The organism is Pontibacter cellulosilyticus (assembly GCF_014306105.1).
Lineage (GTDB): Bacteria > Bacteroidota > Bacteroidia > Cytophagales > Hymenobacteraceae > Pontibacter > Pontibacter cellulosilyticus.
In genome coordinates, this window is record NZ_JACRVF010000002.1 from 314,768 (window position 1) to 332,272 (window position 17,505).

A 17,505-nucleotide genomic window follows, 5' to 3' on the forward strand; every position below is an offset into this window, starting at 1 on the left:
CTGCGGTCTGGTTATAACAACAGCGGCTGCTCTTTTGTCCCATTTTTGCACACTATTTATGCGTTTTTTTAAGCTTATTTTTGCTATTACATGCTTGTTTAGTAGTGCTTTGTGCTATGGGCAATTAGACAACCGGGTACTCACGCAAACCATACCGGTAAAACCTGAAAATGCTAATGAAATTAGATTTGGTTTGCATGCTTTTGGCTTCTCTAAGAACAACGAATACTTTAATAAGATTGCAGACGGCTATACTTTATTTGGCTATCACCTTAACCCAAAACTAATCTACCAGCCAGCCCCAACGGTTCGTATAGATGCCGGCATTTTTCTCTGGAAAGACTTTGGCAGCTCCGGCTACGAAGATATTGCACCCACCTTCTCAGTTAAATTCCTGAAAGAAAACTGGAGCCTGACCTTTGGAACCTTAGAGGGTAACTTGGCACATGGTTACATAGAGCCGCTTTACGATTTTGAACGGGTGATGCTTAACAGGCTGGAGAATGGATTGCAGTTTAAGATGCAAACACACCGCTTAAAAGTAGATGCCTGGCTAAATTGGGCCAACATGCTGTACCGCGGCGAAGACGACCAGGAGCAGGTAGATGGTGGTGCTGTCACTGCTTTTACGCTACTGGAGCAGGAGGGAAGGGGTAACCTGGCTGATAGTATAAAATTAACCCTGCCTATACAGTTTACCGCGCAGCACAAGGGCGGGCAAATAGATGCCTCTGATCTGCCTTTGCTAACGGTTGCCAATATAGCTGTTGGCCTGGAGCTAGAGAAGAAATATAACCGAAAGGTACTGCACCGGCTGTACACTAAAAACTATGTGCTGGGCTACAAAGACTTCTCTAACAGGCTAAGGTTGCCCTACGAGCAAGGTCACGGCTTATACTTAAATGTGGGTGCCGATACAAAGTACCAGGACGTGATGTTGAGCTACTGGAAAGGCGATGGCTACATTACAGAGTTAGGAGGCAAGCTCTACCAATCGGCCTCAACCACTTTCAAAAACCCTGACTACCTGCAGGAAGAGTGGGAGGTACTTATTCTGCGCCTGATGAAAGATGTAGAGATTGTAGATAATCTATACTTAACCTTGCGGTTAGAACCCTTTATTAACTTAGATGATCCAAAGCTGGAGTTCTCCAATTCTATTTACCTCACCTTCGATACAGACTTCTTCGTTACCAAGCCAAGGCGGTAGGCTCTATGCCAATGATAGTAACTCAATATCTCACTCGCTGATAAATTTGCTAAGCCATGGCTGTAGAATTCGTTTCGGCCTGTTGCTGCTCTATTTGTTCAAAATCCTGTCTCGTAATACCATAATAGTTCAGATCAAGCAGTTCGTCAGAATCTGCTCCCCTGTAGTCGCTGCGGATAACCCCCTCTTTTAAAAAGCCGAACTCTTCTACCAGCTCTCCATAGCAAAGGTTTGTGGCAGTGCAGCGCATGTATACTTTATTTAAATGTAAGGTATGAAAGGCGAAGTTAAGAATGGCATAAAGTCCTTCCAACGCCAGTTCTTTGGTCTCTGGCCAGCTGGTAAAGTATAACCCAAGTTCTGCCTTTGGCACCCGGTGGTCCAGGTTTTTTAGGGCAATGTCGCCTATGTACTCTTCCGTATCCTTTAGCCATACACCAAAGTCAAATGCCTTGCGGTTATCCCACTCCGTGCGAAGCTGCCTCACCTGTGTTTTGGCATCATCCAGCACGCGCACACGCGATAGTCTGCCGCTAAACGCTGGATTAAGTATGGTGGAGCTTTCTTGTAGCAGGCGCATAAAATCGTTTTCATCACCTTGCTGGTAAGGGCGCAAAATAAGGTTAGCTGTTTCGACTCTTTCTTCAAAAGACTCGGGTAGCGTTTCGTGTAAGAGATTCATGGTAGCTGGTAAATTATTTAACTCATACTTTATTATGGGGCTTTGTTATCTAATACGCTAACTATAGAAAAATGTGTGGCTCCTGATTAATCATCACATCATATTAACTGCAAAGCGACGTTTGCCGTTAACAGTTAGCACACTACAAAACATTAAAACGCTATGATTACAGGAAACAGACTTAAAGATAAAGTAGCCATCGTTACAGGTGGTGGTACAGGTATCGGCGAAGCCATTTGTAAAAAGTTTGCCCAGGAGGGAGCACGCGTAGTTGTGGCTGGCTTCCCAGACGATCCCGTTGCCAAAGTAGCTAAAGAGATTAAGGAGAAGGGAGGCACTGCGATAGATTTTACCGGAGATCTTTCGACCATGGCCGATGCGCAAAGCTGTGTAAAGCTGGCCGTGAAAGAGTTCGGAAAGCTGGATATCCTCATCAACAATGCGGGCGTTTTCCCTGAGGTTAACTTACTGCAGGACTATTCTGAAGAGGCTTTTGACTACATGATAAAAAACAACCTGCGATCTGCTTTCTTGATGAGTAAAGTTGCTTTACCGGAGCTTCACAAGACAAAGGGCAACATTATATCGGCTGGCTCTGAGGCTGGCAAAATAGGTATAGCCCAAAACGCACCCTATGGCGGTACCAAAGGTTTTATGCATGCATTTATAAAAGGCCTGGCCGTGGAGCAGGCGCAGTTTGGCGTACGCTGCAACTTAGTAGGCCCAGGACCCATCGATACCGCCTGGACGCACGCCAGTACCGGCCCAATGGACAGTAAAATGGTGAAGACTATGAAAGAGGCAACGCCTATGGGACGGCGCGGCACTCCGGAAGAAGTCGCCAATGTATACTTGTTCCTGGCCTCAGAGGAGGCATCTTATGTAACAGGTGCCTTGTATATGGTTGATGGCGGCATTACTGTAGCCAAAGGCGGTGTAGGTGGCCAGGCAGATTCAAGTATGAAAGATGAGCCAGACGGAGAGCTGAAACTCAAGCATTCCAAGGAAGGGCATACAGAGATAAGGGAGTAGTGGTTTTGAAGGGCAGTTATATAGCTGCTCTTCCTCAGTTTTAATTGTCTATACTTTCACCTTCGGCTTTGGTGCTCTCAAACTAAGGGCCCGGATGGACACTTCTTAACTGGCTGTTATTGCAAAAGAAGCAAAACATGAGTTTTGTAGGGACAGGTCGCGACCTGTCCTTTGAACGGCTGAGGCTATGAAACTATACTTCTGCTAAAGCAATAACAGAAAGTCCCCCTTCGAAGGGGGCGTAGGGGGATGACTAACGGCTGCTACGGAGCTTATACTTTAGCCAATAGCAACGCCAAAGATCCCTGTCTTGGATAAGGAGGTAAGGGGTGATTGGCCCCGGTAGCTAATAACCTCTGATACTGACAGAAATATTTAAGACCTCGCGGCGTCTTTATGACCCGCGAGCGTCTAGGACTAAAAGGCAAGAACCTCTACATCCCAGACACTCGCGGGACCTCCAGACGCCGCGAGGTCTTTTAGTAAAATATGCAGAAGACGTGGAGTGGGAAAGCGCTTCAGGGATAGTTCAAAAATTTGAAGCCCGGAACAGCAGGTTAATTAGAGTCTTGGCTGCTCAAAGTAGAAATAAAAGCTGCAGCGGTTTTACACGAAGAAGTATAAAGCTGCTTACCAAACAAGCAAAAAGCCTCTGCCATACTTTTATGGCAGAGGCTTTTTATATCGCTACAAGTATAATTTATACTTACTGATTTAGGAATGGATAACTAAAGTGCTTAGGGCTGTGCAGTTGCTGCTGCGCCATCATCACATCTAATGTATGAGCCGTTTCTTTGAAGAACTCCAGTCGGCGGTACAGCATTTCTTTCTGAAGTACAGTACCAGTAGCTGTTTTCATATAAGCTCTTTTGTCCTCCAACACATGGTGCATTACTTCATTTGCCTTCTCCTCGTTTTGCGCATACCACTGCTGAAAGTCAAACAGGCGGGCAGCACCCGGTGTAGACGACTGGAAATCCAGGCCGTGCAGGCGAAGTACATCTGCCAGTAAATCTATCTCCAGTGGGATAGAGGTATTATATGGCATAGAGCGCACTTCCAGTTTACTGTTAAGTGCACCAGCTATAGTTGCCAGGTTATCTTTAAAGCGAAAGTATAAAGCAGCCGCCTCCATAAAATCTATTGGTAATGTGAATAAAATTGAACGGGTGCAAAATTACACCAATAAGGTTGAATTGCTAAATTGTTTGATGGTTAATTGTTGAAAGCACAGAAAGGGCCAAAATAACAATCAACAATTATAACAACTCTCGGATAATCTGCTCTTCGGTAATTCCCTCTGCCTCTGCTTTGAAATTGCGCACGATGCGGTGGCGAAGTATAGGCATAGCCACGGCCTGAACGTCTTCGATGTCGGGGCTGTACTTGCCGTTAAGGATGGCGTTACACTTAGCTCCTACAATAAGGTGCTGAGAGGCTCTTGGGCCTGCGCCCCATTCCAGATACTGGTTTGCCTGATTCGAAGCCATTGGCTGGCCAGGACGGGTTTTGTGTACCAGTTGCACGGCATACTCCACCACATTGTCAACTACAGGCACGCGGCGCACCAGTTGCTGAAAAGCCATGATGTCGTCGGCGTGTAAAATCTTGTTAAGCTGAGTGGTGAAAGCGCCGGTTGTGTTTTTTACGATCTGCAGTTCCGACTCATAGCTCGGATAGCCAAGCGTAATGTTAAACATAAAGCGGTCTAGCTGCGCCTCGGGTAGGGGATAGGTACCTTCCTGCTCTATTGGGTTTTGGGTGGCCAGTACAAAGAACGGACGAGGTAAAGTATACCTGTGGCCTGCAACTGTAACGGCATGCTCCTGCATCGCCTCCAGCAAAGCTGCCTGTGTTTTAGGCGGGGTTCGGTTAATCTCGTCGGCCAGTACAATGTTGGCAAACACAGGGCCGGTTACAAATTTAAAGTTACGGTCTTTGTCCAGGGTTTCAGCACCTACAATGTCGGAGGGCATAAGGTCGGGCGTAAACTGCACCCTGCTGAAGGACATATCCAGGGAGTTGGCGATGGTCTGGATCAGGAGCGTTTTGGCAAGCCCCGGAACACCCACCAGGAGGCAGTGCCCCTGACAAAAAACAGCTGTGAGTACTAATCTTACTACTTCTTCCTGGCCTACAATAACCTTCGATATTTCGGAGGTGAGGGTGCGGTAAGCATCGTGTAGTGCGTCGGCTGCTTCTTTGTCAGAGGAGAACTGCGTCATAGTTTTTTTATTGGGTTAAATCGAGAACATTGCAATCCTTGTATTCCGGATCAATCTCTATAAATACAGTATCGATATTCTTCCGGAACCAATCTTCAACGGCTTTTCCCTTCTTCTGGTTTAGCGCCGCTGTAGCTATTTTTTGATAATCGTCTTGTAGGTTTGCCAAGTGCGGTTTAGACTTAGACTTTAATGAGATAATGCGCACAGCCTCCTGGCCATCTTCCGTACGGAAAGGAATCGGTTTAGATATCTCGCCTACCTGCATGGTGTCGATCACGAAGAAGATAGATGGGTCTACCTGGTCCATCGGGATGTACATGCTGCCAGTGGCACGGCTTGTAATAGAGCCGCCGTTGTCTTTTGTCTGCTTATCGTCAGAGAAATCTTTTGCAGCTTTTGCAAACGTAATGCTGTCGTTTACAATAAGTGTGCGCACGCTATCGAGTTCGGCAGCAGCAGAGGCAATATCTACTGTGGCAGTAGCTGGTTTAAGCAGGATGTGACGCGTATTAAATTCCTGGCCTTTACGCTCGATCAACTGGATCAGGTGAAAACCAAATTGAGATTCAACTACGTTCGACATTTGACCTGGCTCCAAGCGCATAGCTGCAGCCTCATATTCTGGCACCAACTCTTTTTTCTTGAAGAAGCCAAGCTCTCCACCAGCCGATGCAGAACCCGGGTCTTGTGAGTACTGGCGTGCAAGGGTTGCGAAATCTTCTCCTGCAAGAACACGCTTACGCAGCTCTTCCAGTTTCTGGCGAGCTGCTAATTTTTGCTGCTTACTTACCTGTGCATACTTTACGATCTGGGCAAGTTCTACTTCGCTGGAGAAGTATGGCAAGCTGTCGGTAGGGATGGTATTAAAGTAGCGTTTAATTTCTTTTGGCGTTACCTTGATCTTGCCGGCAATTTCCTGCTGCATTTTCTCGGCCACCATCTGCTCTTTAACCGTTTTGCGCAACTCATCTTTAAGCTGCTTTATACTTTTGTTGTAATACTGCTCCAGTCGCTCCACGCCACCTACCTGAGCGGTAAGGTATTCAATGCGTCGGTTAAGCTGATCCGTAACCATGGCGTCGTCTACCACTACAGAGTCAATCTCGGCGCGGGCAAGCAAAAGCTTCTCCTGCACCATAGAACGAAGTATGTCGCACTTCAGCGCCTCGTTAGGCTGCTGTTTAGATTGGGCCAGGTACTGCAGATAGCTGAACTCCAAATCGGAGCGAAGTATGATCTGGTTGTCTATTTTGGCGATGATGCCATCCACTTTACGCTGAACTGGCACCTGGGCCATAGCAGAAAGTGAAGAAATGATAAAGCAAATTGCGACAAAGGCTAGTTTGCCAAAATTGATTGTCTTTCTCAAGGTTATACTACTTATTTTGAACACGCTGCTTAAACAACGTGCAAGATACTGCTTTATTCTGAGTTTCGGGATTTTGCTTTTACTGCATCAAAAAAAGGACCAACTGTGGCAGTCTTACTTCTTAACTAATTTATCAAGCTCGGCCTGGTTCACGTTTACCGGGTACTTTTCGCGCAACTGATTTACCCATTGCTGTTCTAAGTAATTCTGATAGTCTGAGATAACCAGGCCGCGTGTTTCGTTTAGCTCTTTATAAGCAGGCTCCAGCACCTCGTCAATAATGATCAGGTACTCGCGTCCGTTCTGCTGCAACGTATAAGTGCCTTTTTCCCACTTCACAGAATCCAGTACCTTGTTTTCGCCTTTCTGGAATTTCTTCTCTGTTATCTGCACATCAAGCGGGTTGCTTGCATTTAGGTTATCTGCAAGGGCGCTTACATCAGATGAATACAGTGTAAAGGATGCACGGCGGTTACGGCGGCGGCCTGTCTCGGTATTATCTGGTCCGGCCTGTTTTGTTTTACCAAGTGCATTCGTTTTCAGCTGTGAGGCTGGCACACCTTCATCTGTCAGGTACTTCACGATGCGCTGTGTACGCAGGTTGGCAATGTTGTCTTTTGCTGCTGCCTCACGCGCATCGGCGTGGCCATTTACATCTAACGATAGTGTTGGGTTGTTTTTCAGGATCTCTGCGAACTCATTCAGCTTTAACGTAGCATCTTTTGTAAGCTCTGCTTTATTCTGTTCAAACAGCACGTCTGGCAGGTTAGCAGATTTAACAGGATAACGACGAACAGACAGTTGCTGCTGCGCTTTGTTTAGCAGGTCCTTGTTTGCGGCGCTTATTACAGTAGCCTGAGCACGTGGGCCCCACTTATACTTTTCTTTATTCTGCTCAAAGTAAGCTTTCAAACCAACAGAGTCTTCCACAGCCTTAGACCATACTTTCTCGTCCATCAGCTGGAAAAGCAGGATGCCGTCGTGATACTCCTTCACCAGCATTCTATAGTCTGTATACTTGTTCTCCAGGTTGGCCTTTTCGTAATCAACCAGGCTCTTGTCTACAAAGGCATCGTAAAGCGTTTGCATCGCATACTCCGGTGTACCTGTTGCGCGCGGTCGCTGCTGCTCTTTTGCAAAGGCATAAAAGTCAGCAACTGTATAAGGCTTGCCTTGTATTGTGAAAAGTGTCTGGCTAAGCGTTTTATCGTTCGTGTCGTAGTTCCACTTGCCCTGCAGCAACTCTGCATTTGCTTTGCCGAACGCGGCAGTTTTGGCAGCGGCAACCTCTGTAAAATTATTCTCTGCTTTAACGCGCTTCAGAAAAGCTGTGCGGTTAAGCTCAGAGCGGGAGTCTTTGGCTATTTTATTACGCAGGTTCTGCTCCATGTCCTCGAAAGGAGGCAGGCCACGCTTATCAATCAATTTAATAATGTGCCAGCCGTAAGGTGTAAGCAAAGGCTTGGCAACCTCGCCTTCCTTGTTCAGTGCAAAAGCGGCATCTTCGAAGTTAGGAATCATGCGGCCTGTGCCAAACCAAGGCAGTTCACCACCGTTCTGGGCAGAGTTGGCATCCTCAGAGAACTCTGCAGCCAGCTTGTCCCAGTTTTCGTTGCGTTGCAGGCGCTTGTAAATAGCATCAATGCGCTGCTTTGCAGCCAGCGAGTCGGCTTTAGGCATGCCCGGTGTAGCACGCACCATAATATGCGCTACTTTTACCTCGCCACGTGCCTGGCGCTTATCATGTACTTTAATTAAATGATAACCAAATCGGGTACGCACCGGCATCGAAACCTGACCGGCAGGCGTTTTATAGGCCGCATCCTCGAAAGGATACACCATCTGCATAGAGGTGAAATACCCCAGGTTTCCTTTGTTGTCGGCTGCAGATGGATCCTGTGAGTAAGTTTGAGCTAATTTGCCGAAGTCTTCGCCGCTAAGAGCGCGCTGGCGTATCTCCATAGCCTTATTGTAGGCTGCAAGCGTATCTTCTGGGGCAGCTTCTGGCTGTAGCGTTAATAGTATGTGTGATGCATTTACCTCTTGGCCCAGGCGGTCGTATGCCTGCTTTACCAGCTGGTCTGTTACACTTTTCTCTGATAAGTATGGCTGGGCAAGCTGCTCTTTGTAACCTTCCAATTCCCGCTTAAAGGCCATGGTGGTATCCAAGCCACGGCTCTCGGCTTCTTTTACCTTTAGCTTGAAATTGGTGTACAGTTTAAGGTAATCGGTTACGCTTTCGCGGGTGTAGGCATCTTCGTTCCCGGCATTGTTCTTCTCATAAACATACTGGAACTCCGATGTGGAAATAGGCTCAGAGCCTAATGTGGCGATAGCTGGTTCTTTGGAGTCGTTCTTCTTGGTTGCAGTGCACCCGGCCATTAAAAGGGCGGCTGCAACAAGTAGGTGGTTGCTGCGCATAAGTTGATTAAAAACAAACTATTAGTATAGCTGATCTGATTCAGACCATGCAATTTTAACTAAATTTTCTGACAGATTTGGCAAAAAGTATATCTATAATCCAATTGCTCCCGGATTTGTTCCGGATAACGGCTAATGCGCTGTAAAAGTGTGCCGAAGCACCTTATTTTATTTTTTTGTAGAGCACGCAAACGTTCTGGGTACCGTTTGACTCGAACTCTACCTTATCCATAATGCGGTTTACCAGGGCAATGCCCACACCGCCTTTTTTCCCCTGCCTGATGTTGTCCTCAATGTTGGGCTCCTTATACTTGGATCGCTGAAATGCCAGTCCGTTGTCTGTTATCTCAAACTTTAGCATTCCGTTTTGCTTTTGTACAGCAAGGTGAATGTACTTGTCGGGGTTTTCGTGGTTAGCGTGGATGATGAGGTTTGCGCATATCTCATCCACGGCTAACACGATCTGGTTTGTCATGATATCTGATAACGCAAAGGCGTTCAGATACTCTATGACAAAGTCACGTATTAACTTCAGGTTCTTTTTAGTACAATTTACCCGGATCGAGTTATTCATTTGAAACAGTCCTTGCCTCTTCGTAATCCGACACGATGGTCATGAGCAGGTCAAGACCTAGTATCTCAAATACGTTGCGCACTTTGTCCTGCATGTTGTAAAAAATAAGTTTAATCTGGGCGTCTTCGAAGCGCTGCAGGTGCGAAATAAACACGCCAAGACCAGCAGAGGAAATATAGTTTAGCTTGGCGCAGTCTACCAGAATTTTGCTGTAGCTCATGATCTTAGGATCAGAAAGCTCCTCGTCAAGTATAACAGAAGAGCTGGCATCCAGTTCACCATCCAGGGTCATGATGATGGTATTGTCTTTGATTTCTTGTGTAATTTTCATCGGCTTATGTACGACTTGGTTCGTCGTTTTGTTGAGTCGGTTTAAATTTAATAACAAGCAACGTTTGGTCATCATATAAGTTGCCCGGCCCGGTAAAATCTTCCAGGTCATTAATAATGGCGCACTTGATGTCCTCGGCTTCGAGGTGATATGTCTGTGTGAGCATGTACTTCAGGCGATCCTCGCCATATTCTTCGTTGTCCGGACTGCGTGCCTCTACAATCCCGTCGGTGTAGATTACCATCACATCGTTCGGGTTATAGTCGTAGTACATCTCGCGCACGTGATTGTTGTAGCTCTTATCCCGGATAATGCCTAGCCCCAGTCCCTCTGTCTGAAAGTAAAAAACGTCTTCCATCATCGAGTTATAGTATAAGGTATGGCAGTGGCCAGCGCGGGCAAACATAAAGCCCTTCATCCTGTAATCGATGATGTAGAGGGCTGATGTAATAAAGGATGTCTTCTCGATACAGCGACTCAGGGCACTGTTGGCCTGCTTCATAAACTCACTTGGCGGCATGTCCTGCTGCATAAGCCCATGGAAAATACCCTTCATCTGCGCCATATGGAAGGCCGCCGAAATACCCTTGCCCGACACGTCTCCTATTATAATAGCAATACGTGACTCGCTTAGTTGCAGGAAGTCGTAAAAGTCGCCTCCTACTTCTTTCGCTGCCACAGCATGCGTGCTGATTTCAAACCAGCTGTCAGTAGGGAATGTTTTCGGGATAAGGCTTTCCTGTACCTGCGTGGCAATTTTTAACTCTTCCTTGTAGCGTTCGTTCAGCAGCGACTCATTTACCAGGCGCAGGTTTTCAATAGTAAGTATGGTCTGACTGGTAAAGGTGCGCAGCACGTTTGTGGTTTCACGGTCAAAGCCCTGCTCAATATCCTTCAGCAAGTATAGAATTCCGAATAAGTGATTCTTAGATTTGATCGGAAGTATGATCAGTGATTTCCAGGGCAACGTAAGGTCTCTGAAGCCGGGGTTGCGGTCCAGGTTATTGTTAATGTAATCGATGTTCTGGATGTTGTAGGCCAGCAGCAAATGCCGGATGCGGGTAATCTGCTCTGCATTTATACTTAGCAGGTGCGTTACTTGCGGCTCACTGTTGCGGATAAGCTCGAACCAAGCAGCGCTTGCATCAGATGCTTTAATGGTGCTCTCGAACAGCATATCATACACCTGCGACTCGCTTTGCCCTTGCTGTATAGACTGGCTCAGGCGCTGGAAGTTTAGCAGGTCTTCGCTCTTCTGCTCGAACACACTGGATGTTGGCAAACTGAACAACGACACCAAGAAAGCAGCTAAAGTATAAAGCCCTACGAACAGCATGGCTAGCAATAGGAACCCAACATCTGTGTAGTCAATTACCAGGTCAGGGCTATCAGCAAACTGTCGGAAAAAGTTTATGAAAATGTAGCAGCTGAGCAGTATGGCTCCCAGCAGTACCAGCGATCTGCTTTTGTTGTTGAAGGTGAGGTACGCTACCCACTTTAAGTTTGTGCATAGAAACAGGATATAGAAACTGAGCAGCGCCAGCAGCGGCAGGAAAATATAGCTGGTGTAGTTAAAGTTAAGCAGCGTGAGCAACAGTGTGCCAAAGATCAATAGCTCAAACCAGTCCCAGGCTATCTGCAGGAACTTGTTTTTGTGGTACAGCAACAATTGTCGCCAAATATAAAATGCCTTTGCCAGGAATATGATCAACAAGCCAAAGTTGATCTGGTACATTAAGTGCAGCAACGATGGAGAATCGATGTTGGTATAGTTGGATATCAGCCGATAGCCCAGAAACAAGGCCACACTCAGGTAAGCCGCTACACCCGCCTTTGAGAACAAATGCCAGAGATAGCCAATAAAATCTATGCCTTTGAGGTTCTCGGAACTTAGCCGCTGGTACAGAAACACAGAGACGATAAAGATAACAATGAGGATGTTGTTAATAAAAGGCAGCGAGAACTTAACAGCGCCAGGTTGATTGATTGCCTCCGCCGTAATAAGAATATTAAGCAACAGCAGCATCCAGCTAACTACAGCCGTGGTTACTAATATGGATTTTGCGTTTGTCTTGTATAGCATAAAACGGAAAACCGTGCCCGTTGGAAAGGCGTTGCCTGATTGCTGCTTTTGATTGATTTTATAATGAAAGGTAATAATTTTTTCTATCCCGCCTGTGCTCACGGTGAAAATCACATAGCATAACGTAAATATAATGGTTTTGGTTAAATAAGTTTAACGGGTAATGCAGCGGTTTCTTGCACTGCCACCACAACTATACTTCAATGTTCAAAGGCTGATCTGCGGGTTGCACGCGAATGATTAAATTCTGTGAAGTTTAACTGCCTCAGGTACTGCTTTAAAACAAAAGCACCGCTGCATCATTACAATCCAGCGGTGCTTTTTATACTTTAACCTATACTTATCGGCTGTAATTTGGAGCTTCACGCATAATCTGCACATCATGCGGATGGCTTTCGCGTAGGCCTGCACCGGTAATCTTCACCATTTTGGCACCTTGTAGGTCTTCTATACGTGGTGTGCCGCAGTAGCCCATACCTGCCCGTATGCCACCTACCAATTGGTAAATTACTTCGTTTACTAAACCTTTGTAAGCAACACGACCTACAATGCCCTCTGGCACCAGCTTTTTAGAGTCTTTCTCATTCCCCTGGAAGTAGCGGTCTTTAGAGCCTTCTTCCATGGCCTCTACAGAACCCATGCCACGGTAGGTTTTATACTTGCGTCCTTCATAAATGATCATCTCGCCAGGAGCCTCTTCAGTACCGGCAAGCAGCGAGCCCACCATTATTGTGCTCGCACCACCGGCAAGCGCCTTCACAATATCTCCAGAAAACTTAATGCCACCGTCCGCAATTACTGGTACACCTGTGCCTTTCAGGCCTCTTGCTGCCTCCATTACTGCAGAAAGCTGTGGTACGCCTATGCCAGCAATAACGCGGGTGGTACAGATACTACCCGGGCCAACCCCAACTTTTACGGCATCTGCACCGGCATCTGCCAATGCTTTTGCACCTTCGGCGGTGGCAATGTTTCCGGCAATCAGATCTACATTCGGAAACGTGTCTTTTATTTTACGAACAGCCTCCAGTACACCTCTTGAGTGGCCATGGGCTGTGTCAACGCTGATTACGTCTACGCCGGCATCTACCAGGGCCTTCACACGATCCAGTACATCAGGAGTAACGCCTACAGCGGCGCCTACTCTTAAGCGACCATACTCATCTTTACAGGCAAAAGGACGGTCTTTCTTTTTAAGGATGTCTTTATAAGTTATCAGACCTGCCAATTTGCCGGCATCGTCTACTACAGGTAACTTTTCTATTTTGTACTCCTGCAGAATGTCTTCGGCTTTGGCCAGGTCAGTGCCTATTTTAGCAGTAATCAGGTTGTCGCTGGTCATTACCTCCGATACCTTTTGGGTGAGATCTTTCTGGAAGCGAAGGTCGCGGTTAGTAATAATGCCAGTTAGCTTGCCGTTATCATCCACAATCGGAATTCCTCCGATCTTGTTTTCCGTCATAATCTGTACGGCATCGCCTAACGTAGCATTTTCGTTCAGGGTGATCGGATCCAGGATCATGCCGCTCTCAGAACGCTTTACCTTACGCACCTGAGCCGCCTGCTTTTTAATCGACATGTTCTTGTGTATAATGCCGATACCGCCTTCCTGTGCCATGGCAATAGCCAGGTCTGCTTCTGTAACGGTGTCCATGGCAGCCGAGAGCAGCGGAATGTTAATGCGGATGTTGCGCGTTAACTGAGTTGATGTATCTGTTTGGTGTGGAAGTACCTCGGAGTAAGCCGGGAGAAGAAGCACATCGTCGTAGGTAAGTGCCTCAAATAAAATGCTTGACTGTTCAGAGAGCATGGCAAATAAATTAGGGGTTGTTATTTGCCGCGTAAAACTACGAAAATTAGTTGGGATTATTTGCCATGGGGTGGAGGAAAATTTATTTTACCACTATTGGAGCTACATTAATAAGTTAATACGATGAGCAGGTTTCTTTTAGTATCGTGGACCAACCACCCCTAACCCCTCCTTAACCAAAGAGGGGAGTTACAGCAATACCTTAGCAAAAGTATAAGCTCTGCGGCTCCTGCCAAACCTTTCTTCCACATAAAGTCTTACAAAAAGGTTAGCGGAGAGTTGAGAGTATACCGTTATAGAAAGTCATATGAGAAGAAGCTAGCTATTATGCTGGCAGAAAAAGAAGTAAGAACAAAGCTCCCCTACTTGGTTAAGGAGGGGTAGGGGTGGTTGGCCAACGGTATTGAAAGAAGTATAAACTCTAATACACCGCCATCCCTGGGTCTACCTGCGTGGCCCAGGCATGTATACCGCCTTTTAGGTTGAGCAGGTTGTCATAGCCGAGGCGCTGCGTGAGGTAATTAATAGCCTGTGCGCTTCTGAAACCATGATGGCAGATAACCACAACAGGAATGTCGCGCCGAACACGGCTAGATTGCTTTGGTAATTCGCCCAACGGTATAAGCTCACCGCCAAGGTTGCATATCTCAAACTCAGATGGCTCACGCACATCTACCAGTTGTATTTTATTATTCCGGGCAAGCCGTTCTTTTAGCTCTATTGCTGTAATTTCGTCCATGGTACTAATATGCCAAATGCTGTACTATGATAGCGTGCCTTTGGCAGAGTTAAATTGATTTACAAACTTAGCAACGAATTTTCCTTTTTATAGCACCGCTGCACCAGGTATTACGCAATGGATACAACAAATATTTCACAAAGTATAATGGAAGCACTTAGCGCCATGAGCCTGTACGAACTTATTGGCGCCCTGACAGGTGTGGTTGGCGTGTGGCTGGCTGCCCGCCAAAGCGTCTGGACCTGGCCGGTAAGTCTTGTAAGTGTAGCCATGTATGTTATTGTGTTTTACGATGCCCGCCTTTATGCCGACATGGGCTTGAATGCCTTTTATGTGGTAACAAGCCTGTATGGATGGTATGTATGGCTCTATGGTGGCAAAGGCCACACCGAGCGCAAAGTAGGCCGTGTGGGCAAGCTGGAGATGCTGGTACTACTGGCTTTAGGTATTGCCTTTACATTAGGGCTGGGTTACTTCCTGGAGAATTATACCGATGCAGATTTATCTTACACCGACTCTGCTACAACCGCAGTAAGCCTGATCGGCTACTGGATGATGGCCAAAAAGCAAATTGAAAACTGGATTGTTTGGCTGGTAGTGGATGTGGTATACGTGGGAGTTTACACATACAAAGATCTTTATATCACTGCAGTGCTTTACTTTATATTCCTGATTCTGTGTGTGGTTGGCTACCTGGACTGGAAAAAATCTCTGGAAGAAGACAAGAAAATGCAGCTTGTTCCCTAAATAAGTATTTTTGTACTATTTATACTGCAGATAAGTATAATCTGGCTGCAGACGCACTACGTACATATAGGTGATTTGAAAAACACCCTACGTTCAAGGGATGTATGTGTAACGATTAAATGTGACCGGATATGAAGCAAAAGAAGTTACAATTACCCGAAGAATTGAAGTACGAGAACCGTCTGAAGTGGGGCTATGAATCGCCTGACGAACGGCCGAAGAAGATGCGGTTAAAACAACACGGTAATACAGTAGAAACAGAGCTGGAGGTTTATAACTTTTATGACTACAGTTTTTCAGAAAATTAAGACTTATTGCTGATAATATTGTACTTATGTTATTGTTTTTAACGTCATAACACTTCTGTTCCCCACCTTTTTTACCCTCTTTACTCTAAATTTCTGTAAAAATTATCCAATAACAGGTAGCTTTCGTTACAAATAACAAGCTACCTGTTTTTGCTGTTGCTGGGTTGCAACTTATTAAGAGCCAGTAGTCTATAAACAGTGGTTGCATCGTTTTTATGCAATCTGATACGGTAAAGCTTGTCAGGCCCTTGACTGGCTGATGAATGGTACACGCGAAGTAGAACACTAACAAATTTATTGCACCCGATACAAAACTGTACGCCCTTTAACAACAGGTGTGCGAAGCCACTGGTACTGTTGCAGCTCTGATTCACCCCCTCAAGAGCTAAAATTTAAACAATAGCTAAAAATAGCACCATGATAAAATTCTGCCTTTTTAAAAAGGCAGGCTGTACTTCTTTTTGCCTATTTGCGCAGCCTCCTTAGTCAAACATGCCAGCTATCAATCTGGCCTTATCTCAGCTTTTGTAGAATCAATAGCGGTGTGACAGTCAGTTGTTTGTCATCTTAACCAATTTAGGAAGCAACATTTAGCCGGAGCCTCACACCTCTAATCATTAAACAAACTTTTATGTCAACAAAACATTTACAATTATGAAGAACTTTTCATGTTACACGAGTAGAACGGATCACGTTCTCTCGAAGCAGCTGCAGTTACTATGGCGTTATGCTATGGTTTTTGTAGCTGCTTTTTTCGTTATGAGTAATTATGCAGTAGCTCAGAATGCAACGACAGACCTTACTAACTGCTATGGCAGCTGTACATCCAATGATTTTACAATCACTGAGGTGTTTTTAACTACTGATGCTGCTGGAACAGATAGAGTGGAAGCTGATGATTGCCTTGAAGGTGGAACAATACCTGTTTATCTAAATTTTACTTTTAGGAATAACACAAATAGTGACAGAACAGGCATCTTCCTATCGGCTAATGTAAATGGAACCCCCTATAAGATATGCTTTCCAGGTTTACTGCCGAAGAAGCAGTCAACAACATACACTTATAGTACATCTATAGATTGGGTATGTGGAACTAACCTTGTTTTGGAGAATACATTTGTGGGTTGGGGTAGTGCTGGTGAACAAGTTTGTTCAAATAGCTGCTCTCAGGCTACTCCATCAAAATGTAGAATGTTAGGAGATGTTATTGTAAATACACCGCTTATACCTGATTTCAGTTATGTACCTGAATGTGTAACAGGAGGCCAATTTGAAAGAGTTTGCTTTACAAACGAAACCACTGGAGGTTATCAAAACTATAGCTATGTATGGAACTTTGGAGATGGTACAACAAGTACACTAGAAAATCCTTGTCATACCTACACTTCAGAGGGGACATTTACTGTTAGTTTAACAGTTACTGACATAAGGTATGAGCTTGATGCCGATGGTAATGAAACGACTACTGAGATTAGTAGAACAGTAAGGACTGAAACAAAACAAGTCGAGGTAAAGAGTTGCTGCCAGTTCTCAGTTACCTGCCCTAGTACAAATACTGATTTAGGAACGTTTAGCTGCTCAAACTTCAGTAGTATTCCTGCTCTTCCTACGACAGTAGCTGCAGCTAAAGCAGCTCCTTATAACATAGTGATAGGAGACAATCCATGTGAAGTTATTAAAGTTTCTAGTTCGGATAGCGAAACACCTAGCACTTGTAGTAGTGAAGATCAGAATATTACCCGTACTGTTACAATCTGGGATGATCTTAATGAAAATGATATAAAGGATGCAGGTGAGCCATCACAGGCCTGTACGTTTACATACACCGTTGTGGCTGACAAAACACCCCCAGTGATTTCGGTGACTGGCCACACAGCAACTCTAGGCTGTAACCCGACTGCTTCAGAGATTACTGCTGCCTTCGGTACAGCAACAGCTTCTGACGGTTGCAGCGGCACAGCTTCCGTGACT

The 17,505-nt window shown here is 45.6% G+C and carries 15 protein-coding genes; 5 read left to right on the forward strand and 10 right to left on the reverse strand.

From position 1 onward, the window contains the following. Positions 1-58 precede the first annotated feature (58 nt). The gene (locus tag H8S84_RS09105) at positions 59-1,210 is read left to right on the forward strand and encodes a hypothetical protein (RefSeq protein ID WP_230407116.1); all 1,152 of its coding nucleotides are present in this window, start codon (positions 59-61) and stop codon (positions 1,208-1,210) included. Between the two features lie 49 nt (positions 1,211-1,259). Here H8S84_RS09105 and H8S84_RS09110 read toward each other — a convergent pair whose 3' ends face one another. Then, positions 1,260-1,892 (reverse strand): GNAT family N-acetyltransferase, encoded by a 633-nt coding sequence (locus tag H8S84_RS09110; RefSeq protein WP_187067011.1) that lies wholly within the window; start codon positions 1,890-1,892, stop codon positions 1,260-1,262. A gap of 162 nt (positions 1,893-2,054) precedes the next feature. On the opposite strand from H8S84_RS09110, the gene H8S84_RS09115 reads away from it, so the two are divergent. Next, positions 2,055-2,924, forward strand: a complete 870-nt coding sequence (locus tag H8S84_RS09115; protein ID WP_187067012.1) for an SDR family NAD(P)-dependent oxidoreductase — start codon at positions 2,055-2,057, stop codon at positions 2,922-2,924. Positions 2,925-3,630: 706 nt separating this feature from the next. Here H8S84_RS09115 and H8S84_RS09120 read toward each other — a convergent pair. The 9 genes from H8S84_RS09120 to H8S84_RS09160 form a co-directional block, all read right to left on the reverse strand. Further along, complete coding sequence (locus H8S84_RS09120; RefSeq protein WP_187067013.1) at positions 3,631-4,059, reverse strand: hypothetical protein; 429 nt, start codon at positions 4,057-4,059, stop codon at positions 3,631-3,633. 124 nt (positions 4,060-4,183) lie between these two features. Further along, a complete protein-coding gene (locus tag H8S84_RS09125; protein WP_187067014.1) occupies positions 4,184-5,149 on the reverse strand; it encodes an AAA family ATPase in 966 nt (321 codons plus the stop codon). A 7-nt stretch (positions 5,150-5,156) separates the two neighbouring features. Continuing rightward, the gene (locus H8S84_RS09130; RefSeq protein WP_230407117.1) at positions 5,157-6,521 is read right to left on the reverse strand and encodes a peptidylprolyl isomerase; all 1,365 of its coding nucleotides are present in this window, start codon (positions 6,519-6,521) and stop codon (positions 5,157-5,159) included. A gap of 114 nt (positions 6,522-6,635) precedes the next feature. Further along, complete coding sequence (locus H8S84_RS09135) at positions 6,636-8,942, reverse strand: peptidylprolyl isomerase (RefSeq protein WP_230407118.1); 2,307 nt, start codon at positions 8,940-8,942, stop codon at positions 6,636-6,638. A gap of 163 nt (positions 8,943-9,105) precedes the next feature. Then, positions 9,106-9,516: an ATP-binding protein gene (locus H8S84_RS09140; RefSeq protein ID WP_187067015.1), complete on the reverse strand. Its 411-nt coding sequence runs from the start codon at positions 9,514-9,516 to the stop codon at positions 9,106-9,108. Continuing rightward, positions 9,509-9,847: an STAS domain-containing protein gene (locus tag H8S84_RS09145; RefSeq protein ID WP_187067016.1), complete on the reverse strand. Its 339-nt coding sequence runs from the start codon at positions 9,845-9,847 to the stop codon at positions 9,509-9,511. The genes H8S84_RS09140 and H8S84_RS09145 overlap by 8 nt, the downstream gene beginning before the upstream one ends. A 4-nt stretch (positions 9,848-9,851) precedes the next feature. Further along, entirely contained in the window at positions 9,852-11,930 is a 2,079-nt protein-coding gene (locus H8S84_RS09150; RefSeq protein WP_187067017.1) for a GAF domain-containing SpoIIE family protein phosphatase, read from the reverse strand. Positions 11,931-12,270: 340 nt separating this feature from the next. Next, on the reverse strand, positions 12,271-13,740 hold the full coding sequence (guaB, locus tag H8S84_RS09155) for an IMP dehydrogenase (protein WP_187067018.1): 1,470 nt from the start codon (positions 13,738-13,740) through the stop codon (positions 12,271-12,273). A 421-nt stretch (positions 13,741-14,161) separates the two neighbouring features. Continuing rightward, positions 14,162-14,479, reverse strand: coding sequence for a rhodanese-like domain-containing protein (locus tag H8S84_RS09160; protein ID WP_187067019.1), 318 nt, complete (start codon positions 14,477-14,479; stop codon positions 14,162-14,164). A gap of 117 nt (positions 14,480-14,596) precedes the next feature. Here H8S84_RS09160 and pnuC point away from each other — a divergent pair, with 117 nt between their 5' ends. The 3 genes from pnuC to H8S84_RS20305 form a co-directional block, all read left to right on the forward strand. Then, entirely contained in the window at positions 14,597-15,226 is a 630-nt protein-coding gene (gene pnuC / locus H8S84_RS09165; protein ID WP_187067020.1) for a nicotinamide riboside transporter PnuC, read from the forward strand. A 131-nt stretch (positions 15,227-15,357) separates the two neighbouring features. Then, on the forward strand, positions 15,358-15,534 hold the full coding sequence (locus H8S84_RS09170) for a hypothetical protein (protein ID WP_187067021.1): 177 nt from the start codon (positions 15,358-15,360) through the stop codon (positions 15,532-15,534). 732 nt (positions 15,535-16,266) lie between these two features. Further along, positions 16,267-17,505: PKD domain-containing protein (locus H8S84_RS20305; protein WP_317175435.1), on the forward strand; the 1,239-nt coding region annotated here is incomplete at its 3' end.